Source organism: Enterococcus sp. AZ141 (assembly GCF_051714385.1).
Taxonomy (GTDB): domain Bacteria; phylum Bacillota; class Bacilli; order Lactobacillales; family Enterococcaceae; genus Enterococcus_D; species Enterococcus_D entomosocium.
This window is the reverse complement of record NZ_JBIORT010000001.1, coordinates 1,841,303-1,858,608: the sequence shown is the minus strand read 5'-3', so window position 1 is coordinate 1,858,608 and position 17,306 is coordinate 1,841,303. Positions and strand designations below refer to the sequence as shown.

Genomic DNA, 17,306 nt, shown 5'->3' with positions numbered 1-17,306 from the left:
AATCATGAAACAAAAACACGTTCTGCTTGGCGTCAGCGGCAGTATCTCTGCATACAAAGCAGCCGACCTGACCAATGAATTAACCAAAAAGGGCTATGCAGTGGATGTCTTAATGACTCAAAATAGCACACAATTTATTACGCCTTTGACGTTACAGTCATTATCCAAACGCCCGATCCATGTGGATGTTATGCAAGAGCGCCAACCAGATCGGATCAATCATATTGAACTAGCCAAACAAGCCGATCTTTTCTTGCTCGCCCCAGCCAGTGCTAACAGTATTGGCAAGCTGGCGCATGGGTTAGCCGATGATTTGATCTCAACAGTTGCCTTAGCGTTACCGTTATCCGTGCCCCGCTTGATTGCACCAGCCATGAATACCGTCATGTACGAAAACCCGATTGTTCAAAGAAATTTGGGGATTTTGAAAGAAGTCGGCTTCCAAGAGATTGAACCCCGTGAAGCGTTACTGGCTTGCGGTGATTTCGGCAGAGGCGCATTAGCAGCAACAGAAACGATTCTCGAAAAAGCATTGACTGCTTTGGAAGTACGGAGTGTCTAACAATGAAAAAAATATCAACTTTTGAACTTGTCTTAACAGCTTTCTTTTTAGGAATCTTGATTCTTTTAGCATCGGTACCCTTTCTTGGATTTATTCCCTTAGGACCAATCAATGCGACAACGATGCACATTCCTGTCATCATTGCTTCCATTGTATTGGGCCCTCGGATCGGCGGCTTTTTAGGCGGTGCCTTTGGGATCATCAGTATGGTACGTTCGACCTGGATCATCACCCCGCTTTCTTTTGTCTTCTCTCCTTTCGTACCGATTTATGGGAGTGATCAAGGAAGTTGGAAAGCGATCCTCGTAGCGCTGATTCCCCGTATTTTGATTGGTGTCGTTCCTTACTTTGTTTATAAGGGCTGTCAAAAAATCTGGAAAAACAAACAGCAAAGTCTTTCGCTACTAATTGCTGGTGTTGCCGGAGGTTTGACGAATACGATTCTGGTAATGAACTTGATCTACTTCTTGTTCCAGCAAGAATATGCGGTGGTTGTGGGGAAAGCTGGCAATGCTGTTTATGCAGCGATTTTGGGTGTGATCTTCGCCCAAGGTGTACCTGAAGCCATTGTAGCGGGAATCGCCACGATGGCAGTTGGAACCGTCCTTTTGCGCTTAGTCATGAACCGCAAAAAAAATCGTATCTAAAAAAATAGCGACCGCCTAAAGTTAGCTTTTTGGCTAACTTAGGCGGTCGCTTCCCTTTTGAGTGACTCATAAACTTTGTGTCATCTGGAGTGCTTCGACAAGCTCTTGATACTGCTCTTGGGTCAAATACTCTTCATAAAATGTCAGATAATCATCGATATCTGCTTGGGTCAAATAAGGCAGCTCTTGCTTGATTTGCAGTAGCAGTTCCTCGAACTCCTCATCCGTCAGCATATAAGAAGACCAATCATCGGCTTCATCATAGCTATCCCAGTACTCATCATCATAATCATTCTCATACCCATCGTCATAGCTGTCATCCCAGCCATAATCATAGGGAGAAAACAATTCTTCTGGGTCAATCAATTCTTCCGCTGTGGGGATCGCAACGGCAGTATCACTTTTCTTTCCTGTAAAAGTCACCGTAGCTCCGATAGTCGTTTGCAGCTCATCCGCTTGCACGAAGTGAAAAGCCATTTTCTGCTGATTTGTTTTCGTATTGACGGTCATAGCTAAGTCAAACTGCTCGACTTCTTCCAGCATCGTTTCTAATTCGGCGACTTGCTTTTGATCGGCACCGTGTTCTTGGGCATAGGTTGCATAATCTGCCAATTCTTCTTTGGTAAACGTATGGCTGATCGTATCTCCATCTCTTTTGAAAGCATCCGGTTCGAAGGTTTTCAAATAGTCTGCAAACGTCTCATTATGAAAAAGACTGTTCATGGTAAAGAGGTTTTCAGGCGCTTTTTCTGCTTCGGTTGTCTCCTCGTCGTCCTCTGCAAAAGTTCCTTCGCCAAAGTAAGAATCTAAGGTTTCTTGATCGATGCGCAGGTACTTGCCCTCATATTCCCCAGCGTCTGGTGTTGTTCCATAACTGTCATCACCAAATGCGCTGATATACCCTTGCAGTGTTTCATAGATTTCAGCTGACACATACGCTTCTTGTTTTTCAGGATCGACGATCAGCTTGATCGGCAGCTCCTGCCCCCCATAAGCGACTGCCAGATTGAGTAAAATCGCTTTGGTTTCCTTGTCTTGGACGAAGTCCCCTTTAAATGACGAGCCGACTAACTGTGACATCAACATAGAGGCATACCTATCGGCTTCTTGACCGTATTCGCTGCTGTTGCCTATCTCAAAGGTATCGATCGTCGCTTGGAATTCACCAGCATTCGTTGCTTGCTGATTCGTCAACTGTTCGGCAAACTGTTCTTGCGGTAATTTCGTACAACCGCCGAAAAGAAAGGCGAACCCAACAAACAAAATGACGCTTCCCCACTTTTTCATCCTGCTCACTCCTTTTCGTTTATTGTACCGAAGACTGCGAAAGCTTACAATCCTAAGCTCTTTTTTATCAGCTCTCATGAAAAAAAGATTGCCCCGCGGGACAATCTTTTCGCTAATCTATTCTTCGCCGATGATTCGGACTTCTGTTTCTAAGGTGACATCAAAGGTTTCTTTGATGACTTGTTGGATATGAGCGATCAGTTCAACGTAATCCGTGGCTGTTGCTTGATCGACATTCACGATAAAGCCCGCATGTTTTTCCGAAATTTGGGCACCGCCCCATTTCAATCCTTGTAAGCCTGCATCTTGGATCAGCTTGCCGGTAAAATGACCGACTGGGCGTTTGAAGACACTCCCACAAGAGGGGTATTCTAGCGGTTGCTTCAATTGCCGCAATTCTGTCAGTTCATCCATCCGCTTTTTGATTTGCTCTTGATCTCCTTTTGCTAGATCAAAGCGACTGCTCAAAATGATCATCTTTTGCTCTTGCAATTTGCTATGACGATAAGCAAATTCCATTTCTTCCTTGGTATATGTCACGATTTGACCATCAGCCAGCAAAACGTCGCAGGACGCAAAGACATCTTGGATCTCGCCATCATAAGCGCCTGCATTCATAAAGACGGCACCGCCGACACTGCCGGGAATCCCGCAGGCAAATTCAAAACCAGTCAAGGATTCATGCAAAGCGACATAGGTGGTATCGATCAACTTTGCTCCAGCATCGACGATCAAAGAAGTGCCGTCTACCACGATTTGGTTCATTTCCGACAGCATGATCACCACGCCGCGAATACCACCATCACGGACGATCAAGTTGCTGGCGTTTCCTAAGACGATCCAAGGAATCGCTTGTTCTCGGCAATAATCAAGCAGCTGTTTAGCCTCTTCTGCTGTTTTGGGAAAAGCCAAAATGTCTGCCGGTCCACCAGTTTTTGTATACGTATAGTTCAATAAGGGTTCATCTTTTAATAAGGCAATTTCAGGGAATTGCGCAATCATCAAGTCTTTATTCACGAGAAGGTTTCCTTTCACAATAAACATCTCACTTATTTTAGCATGTTCAAGGAAAAGTTGCTACCTCTGGTGAATCAAAGAAAAGCTTAATAATCGAATGACCTGATTAATAAAGAGTAAGCTTCAAAAAAAGTGTTTTGTTATTTCAGATAATCGTTCTTTCATCTCCGTAGTGACTTTATCGACTACTTCTAAGTTGCTGTGATGCAAGAGGTCCACACTGCGAATATGCTGACAAAGAATCGTCCCTTGAACTTTACTCTTTTGTGTTTCGGTAACTGTTTGAAACGCATTCGATCGAGCGAATTTTTCTTCTACATATTTTTTTGAGCTACTGATTGGCATCACTAAGACGGTATTGAAACTCTTGTTATAATAATCATTACTAACCACCACACACGGTCTTTTTTTTGCCATTTCATTTCCTTTGGTGGGATTTAAGTCAATAAAAAGAATATCTCCTTGTCTTACCATTCAATATTCTCCTCACCAAAATCTTCTCCAAAAAACATCTCACCTGTATCAAATTTCCCCGTTTCTTCTACGATCGCTAATTCTTGTTTCCAAAAATCTTCAAAGGAAGGTGCTGCTTTTTCGCCTGTTACCTTGATCTCGCCTTCTGGAGTAAATTCAAAAATTACCCGCTGATTCTCTTTTAAGCCTAACTTTTGCCGCACACTTTTTGGAATAGTTATTTGATTTTTCGAAGTCATTTTCGCTGAAACTTGCGCTTTGATCGTCATGTGAACTGCCCCCTTTTCAAAACGATTGTAACATAAAACGTAAGGAAAAGTAAGGATTTATTAATCCTTTTTCGTACCACAAACGAATTTTCTCTAGCATCCAAATTTAATCCTCATTCTTCCTCCTTGTTTTCCTTATTCCGCTCACTTGCTTTGCGCTTCTGGCTTTTTTAGGTAAAATGGGAGGCGTAGTGGAAAATAAGGAGGAGTCTCAATGAAATTTATTTCTTGGAATGTCAATGGTTTACGGGCCATCGTTAAAAAAAATTTTTCTGAAGTGTTTGAAGCCCTCGATGCTGATTTCTTTTGTTTACAAGAAACAAAGCTGCAAGAAGGTCAGATTGAATTGGATTTACCAGGCTATCATCAATACTGGAATTATGCGGAGAAGAAAGGCTATTCTGGCACGGCGATTTTCGCAAAAGAACCTGCGCTATCTGTCCGTTATGGATTAGGGATCGAAGAACATGATACGGAAGGTCGCGTCATCACACTAGAGTATCCTGAATTTTTCTTGATTACTTGCTACACACCGAATTCTCAAAATGAATTGCGCCGCTTGGATTATCGCATGACTTGGGAAGATGCCTTTTTGGCTTACTTGACTGAATTGAAACAACAAAAGCCAGTGATTCTCTGTGGTGATTTGAATGTTGCCCATAAGAATATCGATATCAAAAACTGGAAAACCAATCAAAAAAATGCTGGGTTTACACCTGAAGAACGGGAAAAGTTTTCGACTCTTTTGGCTGCTGGCTTTACCGATACGTTCCGTTATTTCTATCCAGATGCAGAAGGCATTTATTCTTGGTGGAGCTACCGTTTCAACGCTCGCAAAAACAATGCCGGCTGGCGCATCGATTACTTTGTCGTTTCGGATGACTTAAATGAGCGCTTGCTAGATGCCAAGATCCATACAGATATCATCGGCAGTGACCATTGCCCGGTGGAACTGGATCTCAAATAACCGTAAGAAAACTTCAGTTTTTCTTAACGTTTGTTCGCTTTTCATTCTTTGATTTTGTGCTAGAATGGCAATGAGGTGAGTCTGATGAATTTTATCGCAATGGACTTTGAAACAGCAAATTATCAAAAGCATAGTGCCTGTTCCCTTGCACTAGTCATGGTACAAGATAGCAAAATCGTGGGCGAATATTACACATTGATCCAACCGGAAACGGAATTTTTTTGGAAAAACATTCAAATTCATGGCATTCGTCCAGAAGATGTGCAAGAAGCGCCTAAGTTTCCTGACGTATGGAAACAAATCCAACAATATTATCAATTAAACAGTCTGATTGTTGCGCATAATGCTGGTTTTGATACCGGCGTTTTGGCGGGGTGTCTTGACTATTATGGGTTGTCACAACCAAACTATCTTTCCTTGTGCACGGTACGAACAAGCCGCAAACTGTATCCAGAATTTACGAACCACAAATTAAATACGGTTTGTGAGCAATTGCAGATTCCTTTACTAAACCACCATGATGCCTTGGAAGATAGCCGGGCATGTGCCCAAATCTTATTGCGTCAAGAAGAAGAATTTGGCATCGATCCATTAAAAAAAATGGTTTTAGTCAAATAAATAAGAACGTGCGTCCTAAAGTCAGCATTGCGCTAGACTTTAGGACGCACGTTTTCATTTAAGGAAGGAATCATTTTAAGTTAGATCGATCCAATAATGACAGATTACAGCGCCATCTTCAGGATCAATGGCTTCTTCGGTTAGTTTACCTCCGTTATTTTCAATGACTTTGGCGGAAGCACGATTGGCTTCTTCACAGGTTACTAACACGTTTTTCAAGCCAAATTGTTTGGCCTTTACCAATGACTGTGCCAGCATTGCCGAGCCGATGCCTTGCTTTCGATGGTCTGGGTGCACCGAATACCCGATGTGTCCGCCAATTTGGCGCAAATACGCATTAAGTGTCAGACGCAGATTCAAGAGACCGACCACTTTTTGATCTTGGATAGCCAGATAGGTACGGGCGGGGACGAATCCTTCTGGTACCGTTTCTGCTGTTTTAAAATCCGCCAATCCCTCTAGCCAGTCTTTGGCTGTCGGACTTTCTACAAGTCCTGCCCCACCGTGGATGACTTCTTGATTCTTCTCAAACGCTTGCCGATACGCTTCGATTTGATCGCAGTCTGCGATCGTCGGTTCCCGAAACTCCATTTCCTTCACTCCTTTTTTATGATTCAAAAAGACGTGCCATCATCAAGACGTCAACTTTTTGCCCCTCGCGGGTTTGCACTGCTTCTTTCATGCAGCCTTCTGTTAAAAAACCAAATTTTTGATACAGATGGATCGCTCGTAGATTTCTCGCTTGGACGGTCAACTCGATGCGGGTCAATTCGCCAACTTCTACTACCCAGTCCAGTAATTCTTCAATCAGGAGCGAACCTAAACCCAAGCCCCAATAGTCTTTTAAAATCGAGATACCGATCTCCCCGACATGGGCTAATTGCCACTCTTCGTTGCCTTTGACTGATGCCATGGCGATCAATTGTTCTTGATCAAATGCCAACAACAGCAAATAGTCCTCCCGTTCATAGATAGCATCCAACTGTTCTGCCAATAGGGCTTCTGGCAACGCCAAGCCGCTTTCGTCCATTAAGAGAAAATCCGTTTCTTCTCCTAGCTGTTGACTGACTGCTAACACGGCTTTCGCATCAGCACCCGTGGCTTCTTTGATCTGTAATTGGATCTCACTCATGGGCTGCCTGCCATTTGGTTGTGATCCGTTGCAAAAAGGCGGTTGCTTTGGAGCCATATGCATGACATTTCACAAGACGTTTTTGTTCATCTGTATCATCTTTTTCCAAAATCAGTTCTAAATAATCCTCTGGCAGGGAGGCTTCTAAGAGATTGCCCCACTCGATCACACACAAGCCATCCCCTTCGAAATAATCATCCAGTCCTAAATCTTCTGCACCGTATTCCACCCGATAGACATCCATATGGTACAGGGGCATCCGCCCATTGGTATATTCACGAATGATCGTATAGGTCGGACTTTTGATCAGTTGCTCGATCCCTAACCCCAAGGCGATGCCTTTCGTCAATGTTGTTTTGCCAGCACCCAAGTCGCCCGTCAATACCAGATTATCCCCTGGCTCGGCTACTTCTCCAATGATTTTTGCAAATGCTGCGGTTGCTTCTAAGTCGTTAATGGTAAACATAGTCCCCATCCTTTGATCAATCTAATTTACTAGTTGCTAGTATAGCTTGTTTTTCAAGGAATTGTAAAGAAGGAGCTTAAGGAAAATTTCCCGACGACCACTGGATCGTTGATTCATATGGACGCCCCCTGCTTTGTTGCCCTCAACTTTCCAAAAGCAAAACAAAAAACTGACCCTCAACGGATCAGTTTTTCATAAGTGCAGCGATTGGCTGCTTATTTCTCCATTAATGTTTGTGCAGCAGTAATGATTGATAATTTGTAGACATCTTCTTCATTTGAACCACGGGACAAATCAGAGATTGGTTTGTTCAACCCTTGTAAGATTGGTCCAATCGCTTCAAAGTTACCGAAACGTTGGGCGATCTTGTAGCCAATGTTTCCTGATTGTAAATCGGGGAAAACAAAGACGGTTGCTTTACCTGCTACTTCAGATTCAGGAGCTTTCAATTGCGCAACTGCTGAGATATACGCAGCATCGAATTGCAATTCTCCATCGATTTGATATTCTGGTGCCAATTCTTTGGCGATTTTTGTTGCTTCAACGACTTTATCTACTTCCGGTGCTTTCGCAGAACCTTTCGTTGAGAAGCTTAACATAGCAACTTTTGGATCGATTTCAAATAATTCAGCGGTTTTCGCTGAGTCAACAGCGATTTCTGCTAGTTCTTGTGCATTTGGGTTTACATTGATGGCACAGTCTGAGAACAAGTATTTTTCTTGGTCACGACCACGAACCATTAAGAAAGCACCACTTGTACGGCTCACACCTGGTTTTGTTTTGATGATTTGTAAAGCGGGTCTTACTGTATCACCCGTAGAATGGATCGCTCCGGAAACCATTCCTTCAGTAATGCCCATGTAAGTCAACATTGTACCGAAATAGTTGACATCTTTTAAGATTTCTTCTGCTTGTTCTTTCGTTGCTTTGCCGTTGCGGCGTTCCACAAAAGCTTCAACCATTTCATCCCAACGATCATAATTTTCAGGATCTAAAATTTCAAAGTTTGATACGTTGATTCCGCGAGCTTCTGCTGCTTTTTCGATTTCAACCGGGTTACCGATCAAAACGGGTTCAATCAATTCTTCTGAACGTAGACGGCTAGCAGCACCTAAGATACGAGGATCTGTTGCTTCTGGAAAAACGATTTTGATATGACGACGCACGATTTTAAATTTTAAACTTTCGAATAATTCCACGGGTAAAGACCTCCAGTTTTTTTATACCCTTCCATTGTACAATAACTGCGAAAAAAAGAACAGATAAAAATCCTGTATTAGTCGATTATTTTAAATATCGTTACCTTTTTCACAAAATCATCAGTTCTAAATAACACAGTTTTACAACTGTGTTATTTTTTCCGGTAACGCCCAAGAAATCGGTTCTTCCCCTAATGCCAGCAACGCTTGATTGATCTTAGAAAAAGGCTTTGAACCAAAGAATCCTCGATGTGCCGACAACGGACTTGGATGAGGCGCTGTTATAATAATATGTTTGCTGGTATCTAGTAAAGCGGCTTTCTTTTGAGCGGGTTTGCCCCAAAGCACAAAAATGACCGGTTTTTCTCGTTGATTCAATTTTTCGATAATCGTATCTGTCAGCTGCTCCCAGCCATGCCCGTGATGTGAATAAGCTTGTCCCTCACGTACCGTCAATACGGTATTCAACAATAAGACCCCTTGCTGCGCCCATGGCACAAGATAGCCATGGGACACAGGTGCAATCCCTAAGTCATCGGCTAATTCCTTGTAAATATTGCGTAAGGAAGGCGGTATTTTGACCCCCGGCTGCACGGAAAACGACAGTCCGTGGGCTTGGTGAGGGCCATGATAAGGATCTTGACCTAAGATGACAACTTTTACGTCATGGTATGGTGTCAGTTTAAGTGCTTCATAAATATGGTCCATCGCTGGATGGATCTTTTGCTGGGCATATTCTTGTTTCAAGAAAGCCCGTAGTTGTTGGTAATAGGGTTGCTCAAATGATTCTTGCAATTGCTCTTGCCAATCATTGTCCAATAGTCGTTTCATGGCGAATCTCCTTTGTTTTCTTCTAGGATAACAAATCCCGCCTATTAGAAACAAGAATTACTCTTCGAAAGAAAAAAAATCCGTGATTTATGGTACACTATTTGTAGAAACGATTAAGAAAGGACGCTGACAATGATCAAATTAATTGCTTCTGATATGGATGGTACGCTTTTAAATGCCAGTATGCAGATTTCAGAAGAAAATATCCAAGCAATCAAATATGCCCAATCCAAAGGAATCGAATTTATGGTCGCAACTGGCCGTAACCGTAAAGAGGCATTGCCACCGCTGCAAGAAGCCGGAATCGACTGTGCAATGATCACCTTGAATGGGGCCCAAGTCTATGACGAAACGGGTAATTCATTATTTACTGTGCCGATCAGCCATGAACAAACTCGTTCGTTGATCGACCTACTAAAAGAAAACGACATCTATTTTGAGATCTCAACGAGCAATGGGATCTATTCGGAAAGTCAGACACGTCGGATCGAAAATTTTGCGATCCATACGGCAGAAGCAATGCCCCATTTAACCCATAAGATGGCGATTGCTATGACAGCAGCCCGTTTAGAATTTTTACCGATCAATTATGTCGATGATTTCAGTGAGTTGTTTTCGATCGAAGAATTAGAATTTTTGAAAGTGATCTGCTTCCACCAAGACGGTGCCCGGGTATTGGGTCCTATCACGAAAATCATCGATGGGTACGGCGATCTAGTGGTGACTTCTTCTGGACAAAACAATATTGAGATCAACCACCGAAACGCGCAAAAAGGAATCGCAGTGGCACATGTCGCCAAAGATCGGATGATCTCACTGGCGGAAGTGATGACGATCGGTGACAACTTAAATGATGTAAGTATGCTGCAACTGGCAGGCGTTAGTTTTGCAATGGGAAATGGCGAGTTAGAGGTAAAAGAAGTCGCGAAGTATTTGACGGACACCAATATTGAGGCTGGTGTCGGCAAAGCAATCGTTCGGGCAATTGATGAAAATCTTTAAACCACGCAGCTTTTTGGGGATACATGAGGAGGCGTAAGTATGTCAGAATTTTTCATCCAAGATAGGCAACTTAGCAGAGTCACACGAACCATTGTCAAAGATGAAACAGGCAAATCACTATTTTTGATGGTGGGACGTTGGGGAACAAAGGGCGATGCCCTCTCCCTTTACCGTTTAAATGGGCAAATGGTCGCTAGTATCAAACAAATCAGTTTTACTTTTGGTACACGCTTTGAGATCTACAAAGACTTTGAGAAAGTCGGTACACTGCAAAAAATTTTTAACTGGCCAGGTGATTTCTACTATATCCAGCAGCTTCACTGGGCGGTCCACGGCGATATCTATAATCATCGCTATGGGATCCATCATTTCAATAAAAAGATTATGGAGATGGACAAAGCGACCTTGTTGACGGGGGATTATTATGTACTGGATGTTGTCGATGACCGGGATGCGCCGGTCTGCATCTGTATTGCGGCCGTCATGGATTACTGGCTGTACAATCGGCACCGCAAAAAAGACCATCCTCTTGAGCTTCGACTAACAAATGGAACCAGCTGAAAAATCAGCTGGTTCTTTTTTGCATATGGTCGTAAAGATGGCCACTGATCTCTCTTTGGGCCACGACTTCAAATCCGTGCTTTTCATAGAGCCGCTTCGCATGGGGATTTGCTCGGTCAACACTCAAGCCGATCACCTCATAACCATCTCTAGAAGCAATTTTCGGCAATGCTTCTAACAAGGCTGAGCCGACGCCTTTGCCCCGAAATTTCTCAGCCACACAGATGGTATCTAAGTACCATTCATTTGGTAAAGTCTCTTCATCGATAAACAGCTTCATGTCTTTACTCAAACCGTACTGTTCCAGCACTTTATCTAGAGGCTGATCGATCGTCGCCTCTTCTTTGTCTGGATATCCAAAGGCGACGCCAGCAACTTCTCCGTCGATCTCATTGACTAGCGCACGGCGAAAGCCGTAACGATAATCGGGTTCTAGCATGGCATCTGCCAAGATCTCTAAGGTCTTGGCTTCTCCGATCTCTTTGACAAACGGCAATTCCATGTCCTTTAAAATGACTAAAACGAGTTCAGCCATGACAAAACGATCTTCTTCTTTTGCAAATCTTATCACGTTTTTTCCTCCTTGCTTCTATACATAGAATAACAATTCTCTCAAGAAAAACCAAGTTGAATCGACAAAGGATCAACACAAAGTCTTCCTTGTTTATTCATGTAATTCCAACGGCAAGCCGTCTGGATCTTGGAAAAAGGTCATCTTCTTATTGGTGAAGGTATCAAAACGAATCGGTTCGCACACAATCCCTTTAGTGGCTAACTCCGCTACGACTGCTTCAATATTTTCCACCGCAAAGGCCAAATGTCGCAAGCCGGCTGCTTCGGGAAAACTTGGTCTTGCTGGTGGGTTTTCCACCACAAACAGTTCTATTTCTGATTCCCCAAAGCGCAAGTCGATTTTTACATCTTTCTTTTCTGGGCGCGCATGTTCACGAATCACTTCAAAGCCTAATTTTTCTACATAAAACTCTTTGGTCTGTTGGTAATTACTAGCGATGATCGCCACATGATGCATTTTTGAAAACATTATTGCCACTCCTTTGTATTGGACTCCTCTCTCAGTTTAAAGCCTTTGGCTGCATTTTACTAGAAAAGACTGCCGAAGTTCTCCTCTTTTCATAAATGGTTTCTGTTATACTAGAAAGCGGAAGGTGATGAAAAAATGAAACTACTTTATATTTCAATCTCTGGAAATACCCGTGCATTCGTCAACCGCTTGTTGGCCTATGCAGATCAGCAAGACACACCGAGCACTTGGGAAGCCAAAGAAATTCATGACAATAGTGTCTTTGAACAAGAAGACGAACCTTATGTGGTTTTTGTCCCTACCTATTTAGAAGGTGGAAACGGCGTCGATAACGGCGATCAGGAGATCCTTACAGAAACCATGCGGGAATACATTGACTATGAAAACAACGCCGCTCTTTGCTTAGGCGTGATCGGCAGCGGCAACAAAAACTTTAATTATCAATATTGCTTGACCGCAAAGCAATATGCGGAACAATTTTCGATCCCGTTCTTAGCGGATTTCGAGCTGCGAGGCACGACACAAGATATTGAACGGATCTATGCTTGTTTAAAAGAAATCGATCCTGCCCACAGCAACACTTAGCTTTAGCCAGCATTCATTAGCCATTAGGAGGACTTTTGCATATGGAACCACAAACGATGGTCATTTTGATCATACTCGCCAGCATTCTCATCTTGACCGCACTAGATATCTGGAATCGATACAAAGTACGCCGTTACGTTCGGCTTGCTTGGGGAAAACTTCCCCGTCAGCCCCGCTTTGATAAAGAAGCGAGTTTGAAAAAAGCTTGGCTGACTGAGAAGAAGTTTCACGATTTTGATAGCGAGGTCGATGACATCACTTGGTATGACTTGGATGGCTTTTCATTGTTTGAGTCCATTAATCTGACGTTTTCCAGTGTTGGTTCAGAAGCGTTGTACCAGCAATTACGCAATTTCCACTTCAAGCCGGACAAACAGCTGACCAAATTGATCGACTTTTTTGCTGCTGACAGTGCCGCACGCGAACAATCCCAATATACGTTTGCTCGTTTAGGAAAACAAGATGATAATTTTTCGAAAGCCTACTTGGCCAATGAAGCGGCGCAATCGATCGGTTCTCTGCCGTTCTTTGTCTTTTTAGGTGTGCTGCCATTAGTCGGCATCTTGCTGCTCCTGCTGGGGATTGTCCAAGGCCTCCTGTTGACGTTGATTAGTGTCGTTTTCAATACGATCTATTACTCTATCAAAAAAGCCAAGCTGGAAACAGAACTGAACAGCATGCGCTATTTGGTTCAAACGATTGCCTCTGGCAGTCAGATCGCTAAAATCAACACGCCCCTCCAAGATGAGATCAAACAATCCTTGGCACCATTAAAGAAGATCACTCGTTTCGCTTTCTCGTTTCGTGCCAAAAACGGCAGCGAAGGAGACATGTTGTTTGAATACATCAATATCATTTTTATGCTGCCGTTTATTTCCTATCAAACGGTCACCACTACTCTGGCCAAACACCAACAAGCAGCCATCGATCTGTGGAATTTGCTGGGAAAATTGGAAGTCGCAGCCGCCATTTTAAATTTTCGCACGTATATGCCCATCACTTGCCTACCGACCTTCCAAACAAGCGGAGGTGTAGAAGCAACGGGTACGTATCATCCCCTTCTGAGTGAAGCAGTCATGAATGATGTCACTTGGACCCACAATACCCTTGTAACTGGCTCCAATGCCTCAGGCAAATCGACATATGTCAAAAGTGTCGCCATCAACTGTATTTTGGCACAAACGATCCAGACAGCAGTAGCTGAAACCTTTACGATGGTTCCTGGTCACGTCATTACCTCGATGGCTGTCGAAGATGATCTATTTGAAGGCGACAGCTATTTCGTGGCGGAGATCAAATCCATCAAACGCCTGCTAGATACCGTTGCCACGAAACAGCGCTGCTACTGTTTTGTTGATGAGATTTTAAAAGGAACCAATACGGTGGAACGAATCGCTTCTTCTGCCAGCATCATCCATTGGTTGCGAGCCTACCCATCATTGGCCTTTGTCGCTACCCATGATATTGAGCTGACTGAAATTTTGAAAAATGATTGCCGCAACATTCATTTTTCTGAACAAGTCACGGAAGATGACGGCATCTCCTTTGATTATAAGGTCAAATCCGGTCCTGCCTTGAGCCGCAACGCGATCGCCCTCTTAAAAGTCATGGGCTACCCTGAAACGATCGTTCAAGACGCCTACGCCGCCGCCAATGATTTTGATAAAAATCGTAAATGGCAGGAATTATAACTTCACACAAACAAAAGCGCCTTATCCCAGTGTCAGTCACAGGATAAGGCGCTATTTTATGTTTCATTTAGTCAAACAAACCAGTCGTTAAACTGTATTGCTCTCCTTGTAGCACATCATATTGGATCAAATTGTAGGCATCATAGATTTCTTGGGCTTCTTGATCCAACGCAAGAGTCGTCTGCCATTGTCCCTCTTGATAATATTGACCCAGTTCAAAAGCCGGCAACTCATCTTGCAAGGCCAACAACAACTGGTAAAACCCGCTGGTTGGTTGATCACTGGCTTCTAATAGGTTCGGCGCAAAATAAAAAGGACTTGTTACTGGTACATCTTCTGGCGCAAAATTCCCTTGCGAATCAACCATCAAAAATTCGGTTTCATGCAGGGCAGCCGTTTCATTTTGATTCTTGATCTCATCGGCATAAATGCCTGGTAAATGATCTCCCCAAAAGACGACCAGCGTTCGCCGATCCAGCTGCTCTAATTCAGCCACAAAGTTTTTCAACGCTGTACTGCTATAAGAGATATCCTGTAGGTAGTTTTCCAAAGAAGCCATATTGCCAGGACCGCTCGCTTGGTAATTCAACATATCGTATTTGCCAGCATAAGGCATATGGGTCTGCATCGTCACTAAATGGACAAATTGCGGTTGCTGATCGTTTTCCAACAAAGCCAGCACTTCTTTGTAGGCCGCCTCATCAGAGATATAAGGATTATTTTCGATTTTGTCGGTATAGGTCATCGTATCTTGATCGATAAACTGTTCAAACCCCATCACCCCATAGACATCCTTGCGTTTGTACATCGATGTATCGTAAGGATGGATCGCCGTTGCCGTATACCCTGATTGTTCCAAGAAAGAAACCAAGGATGGCAGTTGCGTCAATTTCGGCACTAGCATCGTGTAAGGCGTTGTCATCTGTGGATTCAATAGGCCCATGGCAAAACCAGTCAACGCTTCAAACTCGATGTTTGCCGTACCGCCTCCATAATTTTGCGAAAGCATTTTTCCACTGATGGTTTGATCGGCGACGTGGTAATAGTCTTTCAACGGATCGCCGGTGATCGATAAGCCATTTAAATGGCTCGGGTCGGAAAAACTCTCGCTCATCACATAGACGATATTTGGTGCTTCACTTTCACGGTCTTGATTTTTCTCCGCAGCCTGTGCATTGTAGGTGTCCGCAATCGCTTGGATCGCTTCTTTTGAATACCCCTCAGGCTTCGTCATGGCATCTACCCGCAGGTTGTACAAAAAACCACCGATAAATCCCGTATTGTAGTAGTTCATTTTTTGTGAATACGGAATCCAGAGCGCCGTCTGATTGTAGGCTTTGCGTAAAAGGTTGTTGCTGTCATTGAAGTGAGAAACATAGACTAAGCCCAGCGAGCATACGATCAGCACCGCTCCTCGCATCACTTGCAAACGCCGGTTTAATTTGCGGCTGCGATAGATACTCCAGCCGATCGCTCCGATCGCCACCAGAGCGAAGAGGATGGCTAAGAAAAAGGCGCCATTGCCGATCATAGTTCGTAGAAGGTCGAATTGAGTGACCATCTTTAAATCATCGGGATAGATTGGTTCTTGGCGATAGACCATCTTCGTGTGGTTGGCATACCCTAAGATTCCGATGACGACACTATAAAAGATGCCCCCGATCAGTACCGAACCTGCCAAGCTGGCAAACACCCCATACACCAGCAGTAGCACCCCACAAGCCAAGAAAAACTTTGCTGTATGCCACGAAAAGGCAAATTTCAAGGCTAATTCAACGGAAAGATTGTTTTGACACCATTGCAAATATAAATTACTGAAAATGATCAACAGGACGATGGCGATGCCTTTTAATGCGATCTTCAGATAAGGATGGCTATTTATTTTCACGAAGGAACATTCCTCCTTTTCTACACGTTCTAGGTACCCTCGTATTTTATGCTTTCAAGACAAGAAAGTAAAGCCAGGGCAAGAAGCTTTTGTTATTTTTAAAGAAAGCAACCCTCATAAAAAAAGAGTCTAAGGTTTCTTGCCCCCTAGACTCTTCTTTCTATCTGAATGGAACGGAATCACTGGTTTCGTTTATTTCCAAAAATCATCAAAAATCGTGACTGGCAAGTGGCGTTTATGTTGCGTTTTGTTCCACCAGTTTTCAATGGTTTGTTGGGCTTCAGCCGCAATTTCCTTGCCTTCTAAATAGTCATCGATGTCGTTGTAGGTCACTCCTAAAGCTGCTTCATCTGCCACTAAAGGTTTGCCGTCTTCCAAGTCCGCAGTTGGGACTTTGGTATACAATGCTTCTGGTGCGCCTAAGTATTGCAAGAGTTGGCGGCCTTGGCGTTTGTTTAAACGAAACAGTGGTAAGATATCGGCACCGCCATCGCCGTATTTCGTAAAGAAGCCGGTGATATTTTCAGCAGCGTGATCCGTACCCAGAACAGCTCCTGCTTTTTCACCCGCAATGGCATATTGCGTAATCATCCGTTGACGGGCTTTGATATTGCCTTTATTAAAGTCAGAAACCGCTAAGCCTGCTTCTTCCACCGCTTGCACTTGGGCATCGACGGCGGCTTTGATGTTTACCCGCAGCTCAATATCTGGTTTGATAAATTCAATGGCTTTTTTTGCATCTTCTTCATCTGCTTGTTCCCCATAAGGTAAGCGTACCCCTATGAACTGATAGTTGGGATTCCCGGTTTCACTGCGCATTTCCTCCATCGTCAATTGCGCGATCCGGCCAGCTAATGTCGAATCTTGCCCACCACTGATCCCCAAGACAAACGTATGCAAGAACGAATTCTTTTGCAGATACGCCTTTAAAAAATCAATACTCTTACGAACTTCTTCTTTCGGGTCGATGGTCGGTAAGACTCCTAATTCTTTGATAATTTCTTGTTGCATGGTCATAGAAACGCCTCCTCTTATTTTTTGAAGCAGCTGACTGATCCTAGGACCAGC

At 43.6% G+C, this 17,306-nt stretch carries 21 protein-coding genes; 8 read left to right on the top strand and 13 right to left on the bottom strand.

Annotated elements, in window-relative coordinates; genetic code table 11:
• The first annotated feature begins 4 nt into the window (after nucleotides 1-4).
• Both coaC and IGI89_RS08690 read left to right on the top strand, forming a co-directional pair.
• A complete protein-coding gene (gene coaC / locus IGI89_RS08695; protein ID WP_008380717.1) occupies nucleotides 5-562 on the top strand; it encodes a phosphopantothenoylcysteine decarboxylase in 558 nt (185 codons plus the stop codon).
• Between the two features lie 2 nt (nucleotides 563-564).
• Entirely contained in the window at nucleotides 565-1,209 is a 645-nt protein-coding gene (locus IGI89_RS08690) for an ECF transporter S component (RefSeq protein ID WP_438735540.1), read from the top strand.
• Nucleotides 1,210-1,275: 66 nt separating this feature from the next.
• Here the strand turns inward: IGI89_RS08690 and IGI89_RS08685 are convergent, their stop codons facing one another.
• The 4 genes from IGI89_RS08685 to IGI89_RS08670 all read right to left on the bottom strand — a co-directional run bounded on the left by IGI89_RS08685 (nucleotide 1,276) and on the right by IGI89_RS08670 (nucleotide 4,256).
• Complete coding sequence (locus tag IGI89_RS08685; protein WP_438735539.1) at nucleotides 1,276-2,496, bottom strand: hypothetical protein; 1,221 nt, start codon at nucleotides 2,494-2,496, stop codon at nucleotides 1,276-1,278.
• Between the two features lie 117 nt (nucleotides 2,497-2,613).
• On the bottom strand, nucleotides 2,614-3,498 hold the full coding sequence (murB, locus tag IGI89_RS08680; RefSeq protein WP_375137363.1) for a UDP-N-acetylmuramate dehydrogenase: 885 nt from the start codon (nucleotides 3,496-3,498) through the stop codon (nucleotides 2,614-2,616).
• 138 nt (nucleotides 3,499-3,636) lie between these two features.
• The gene (locus IGI89_RS08675; protein WP_008380710.1) at nucleotides 3,637-3,987 is read right to left on the bottom strand and encodes a type II toxin-antitoxin system PemK/MazF family toxin; all 351 of its coding nucleotides are present in this window, start codon (nucleotides 3,985-3,987) and stop codon (nucleotides 3,637-3,639) included.
• A complete protein-coding gene (locus IGI89_RS08670) occupies nucleotides 3,981-4,256 on the bottom strand; it encodes an AbrB/MazE/SpoVT family DNA-binding domain-containing protein (RefSeq protein WP_438735538.1) in 276 nt (91 codons plus the stop codon). Before IGI89_RS08670 ends, IGI89_RS08675 begins: the two co-directional genes overlap by 7 nt.
• A 214-nt stretch (nucleotides 4,257-4,470) precedes the next feature.
• On the opposite strand from IGI89_RS08670, the gene IGI89_RS08665 reads away from it, so the two are divergent.
• Nucleotides 4,471-5,223, top strand: coding sequence for an exodeoxyribonuclease III (locus tag IGI89_RS08665; protein WP_060791404.1), 753 nt, complete (start codon nucleotides 4,471-4,473; stop codon nucleotides 5,221-5,223).
• Between the two features lie 84 nt (nucleotides 5,224-5,307).
• Nucleotides 5,308-5,841, top strand: a complete 534-nt coding sequence (locus IGI89_RS08660; protein ID WP_005234143.1) for a 3'-5' exonuclease — start codon at nucleotides 5,308-5,310, stop codon at nucleotides 5,839-5,841.
• Between the two features lie 75 nt (nucleotides 5,842-5,916).
• On the opposite strand, the gene IGI89_RS08655 is transcribed toward IGI89_RS08660, so the two are convergent.
• The 5 genes from IGI89_RS08655 to IGI89_RS08635 all read right to left on the bottom strand — a co-directional run bounded on the left by IGI89_RS08655 (nucleotide 5,917) and on the right by IGI89_RS08635 (nucleotide 9,469).
• The gene (locus IGI89_RS08655) at nucleotides 5,917-6,432 is read right to left on the bottom strand and encodes a GNAT family N-acetyltransferase (protein WP_438735537.1); all 516 of its coding nucleotides are present in this window, start codon (nucleotides 6,430-6,432) and stop codon (nucleotides 5,917-5,919) included.
• Nucleotides 6,433-6,448: 16 nt separating this feature from the next.
• A complete protein-coding gene (locus IGI89_RS08650) occupies nucleotides 6,449-6,973 on the bottom strand; it encodes a GNAT family N-acetyltransferase (protein WP_008380704.1) in 525 nt (174 codons plus the stop codon).
• Nucleotides 6,966-7,439, bottom strand: a complete 474-nt coding sequence (gene tsaE, locus IGI89_RS08645; RefSeq protein ID WP_008380702.1) for a tRNA (adenosine(37)-N6)-threonylcarbamoyltransferase complex ATPase subunit type 1 TsaE — start codon at nucleotides 7,437-7,439, stop codon at nucleotides 6,966-6,968. Before tsaE ends, IGI89_RS08650 begins: the two co-directional genes overlap by 8 nt.
• Before the next feature lie 215 nt (nucleotides 7,440-7,654).
• A complete protein-coding gene (pta, locus tag IGI89_RS08640) occupies nucleotides 7,655-8,638 on the bottom strand; it encodes a phosphate acetyltransferase (RefSeq protein WP_008380699.1) in 984 nt (327 codons plus the stop codon).
• 141 nt (nucleotides 8,639-8,779) lie between these two features.
• Entirely contained in the window at nucleotides 8,780-9,469 is a 690-nt protein-coding gene (locus IGI89_RS08635; protein ID WP_005234138.1) for a uracil-DNA glycosylase, read from the bottom strand.
• 132 nt (nucleotides 9,470-9,601) lie between these two features.
• On the opposite strand from IGI89_RS08635, the gene IGI89_RS08630 reads away from it, so the two are divergent.
• Together IGI89_RS08630 and IGI89_RS08625 are read left to right on the top strand one after the other, a co-directional pair.
• Complete coding sequence (locus IGI89_RS08630) at nucleotides 9,602-10,471, top strand: Cof-type HAD-IIB family hydrolase (protein ID WP_005234136.1); 870 nt, start codon at nucleotides 9,602-9,604, stop codon at nucleotides 10,469-10,471.
• Between the two features lie 39 nt (nucleotides 10,472-10,510).
• Nucleotides 10,511-11,032 carry an LURP-one-related/scramblase family protein gene (locus IGI89_RS08625; protein WP_005228514.1) on the top strand — a complete coding sequence of 174 codons (522 nt, stop codon included), beginning with the start codon at nucleotides 10,511-10,513 and terminating at the stop codon, nucleotides 11,030-11,032.
• 4 nt (nucleotides 11,033-11,036) lie between these two features.
• Here IGI89_RS08625 and IGI89_RS08620 read toward each other — a convergent pair whose 3' ends face one another.
• Nucleotides 11,037-11,603 (bottom strand): GNAT family N-acetyltransferase, encoded by a 567-nt coding sequence (locus IGI89_RS08620; RefSeq protein ID WP_005234129.1) that lies wholly within the window; start codon nucleotides 11,601-11,603, stop codon nucleotides 11,037-11,039.
• Between the two features lie 93 nt (nucleotides 11,604-11,696).
• Complete coding sequence (gene gloA2, locus IGI89_RS08615; RefSeq protein ID WP_005234127.1) at nucleotides 11,697-12,074, bottom strand: SMU1112c/YaeR family gloxylase I-like metalloprotein; 378 nt, start codon at nucleotides 12,072-12,074, stop codon at nucleotides 11,697-11,699.
• A gap of 135 nt (nucleotides 12,075-12,209) precedes the next feature.
• Here gloA2 and nrdI point away from each other — a divergent pair, with 135 nt between their 5' ends.
• Both nrdI and IGI89_RS08605 read left to right on the top strand, forming a co-directional pair.
• On the top strand, nucleotides 12,210-12,659 hold the full coding sequence (nrdI, locus tag IGI89_RS08610) for a class Ib ribonucleoside-diphosphate reductase assembly flavoprotein NrdI (RefSeq protein ID WP_005228511.1): 450 nt from the start codon (nucleotides 12,210-12,212) through the stop codon (nucleotides 12,657-12,659).
• A 41-nt stretch (nucleotides 12,660-12,700) separates the two neighbouring features.
• A complete protein-coding gene (locus IGI89_RS08605) occupies nucleotides 12,701-14,350 on the top strand; it encodes a MutS-related protein (protein WP_438735536.1) in 1,650 nt (549 codons plus the stop codon).
• A 67-nt stretch (nucleotides 14,351-14,417) separates the two neighbouring features.
• On the opposite strand, the gene IGI89_RS08600 is transcribed toward IGI89_RS08605, so the two are convergent.
• Together IGI89_RS08600 and nadE are read right to left on the bottom strand one after the other, a co-directional pair.
• Nucleotides 14,418-16,238: an LTA synthase family protein gene (locus IGI89_RS08600; RefSeq protein ID WP_438735535.1), complete on the bottom strand. Its 1,821-nt coding sequence runs from the start codon at nucleotides 16,236-16,238 to the stop codon at nucleotides 14,418-14,420.
• A 192-nt stretch (nucleotides 16,239-16,430) separates the two neighbouring features.
• On the bottom strand, nucleotides 16,431-17,255 hold the full coding sequence (gene nadE / locus IGI89_RS08595; protein WP_016612726.1) for an ammonia-dependent NAD(+) synthetase: 825 nt from the start codon (nucleotides 17,253-17,255) through the stop codon (nucleotides 16,431-16,433).
• Nucleotides 17,256-17,306: the final 51 nt, after the last annotated feature.

Excerpts from the sequence above, each read along its gene's own strand:
- coaC (WP_008380717.1), top strand. The coding sequence starts at position 5 with ATGAAACAAAAACACGTTCTGCTTGGCGTCAGCGGCAGTATCTCTGCA.
- IGI89_RS08690 (WP_438735540.1), top strand. The coding sequence starts at position 565 with ATGAAAAAAATATCAACTTTTGAACTTGTCTTAACAGCTTTCTTTTTA.
- IGI89_RS08685 (WP_438735539.1), bottom strand. The coding sequence starts at position 2,496 with ATGAAAAAGTGGGGAAGCGTCATTTTGTTTGTTGGGTTCGCCTTTCTT.
- murB (WP_375137363.1), bottom strand. The coding sequence starts at position 3,498 with ATGATTGCGCAATTCCCTGAAATTGCCTTATTAAAAGATGAACCCTTA.
- IGI89_RS08675 (WP_008380710.1), bottom strand. The coding sequence starts at position 3,987 with ATGGTAAGACAAGGAGATATTCTTTTTATTGACTTAAATCCCACCAAA.
- IGI89_RS08670 (WP_438735538.1), bottom strand. The coding sequence starts at position 4,256 with ATGACGATCAAAGCGCAAGTTTCAGCGAAAATGACTTCGAAAAATCAA.
- IGI89_RS08665 (WP_060791404.1), top strand. The coding sequence starts at position 4,471 with ATGAAATTTATTTCTTGGAATGTCAATGGTTTACGGGCCATCGTTAAA.
- IGI89_RS08660 (WP_005234143.1), top strand. The coding sequence starts at position 5,308 with ATGAATTTTATCGCAATGGACTTTGAAACAGCAAATTATCAAAAGCAT.
- IGI89_RS08655 (WP_438735537.1), bottom strand. The coding sequence starts at position 6,432 with ATGGAGTTTCGGGAACCGACGATCGCAGACTGCGATCAAATCGAAGCG.
- IGI89_RS08650 (WP_008380704.1), bottom strand. The coding sequence starts at position 6,973 with ATGAGTGAGATCCAATTACAGATCAAAGAAGCCACGGGTGCTGATGCG.
- tsaE (WP_008380702.1), bottom strand. The coding sequence starts at position 7,439 with ATGTTTACCATTAACGACTTAGAAGCAACCGCAGCATTTGCAAAAATC.
- IGI89_RS08635 (WP_005234138.1), bottom strand. The coding sequence starts at position 9,469 with ATGAAACGACTATTGGACAATGATTGGCAAGAGCAATTGCAAGAATCA.
- IGI89_RS08630 (WP_005234136.1), top strand. The coding sequence starts at position 9,602 with ATGATCAAATTAATTGCTTCTGATATGGATGGTACGCTTTTAAATGCC.
- IGI89_RS08625 (WP_005228514.1), top strand. The coding sequence starts at position 10,511 with ATGTCAGAATTTTTCATCCAAGATAGGCAACTTAGCAGAGTCACACGA.
- gloA2 (WP_005234127.1), bottom strand. The coding sequence starts at position 12,074 with ATGTTTTCAAAAATGCATCATGTGGCGATCATCGCTAGTAATTACCAA.
- nrdI (WP_005228511.1), top strand. The coding sequence starts at position 12,210 with ATGAAACTACTTTATATTTCAATCTCTGGAAATACCCGTGCATTCGTC.
- IGI89_RS08605 (WP_438735536.1), top strand. The coding sequence starts at position 12,701 with ATGGAACCACAAACGATGGTCATTTTGATCATACTCGCCAGCATTCTC.
- nadE (WP_016612726.1), bottom strand. The coding sequence starts at position 17,255 with ATGACCATGCAACAAGAAATTATCAAAGAATTAGGAGTCTTACCGACC.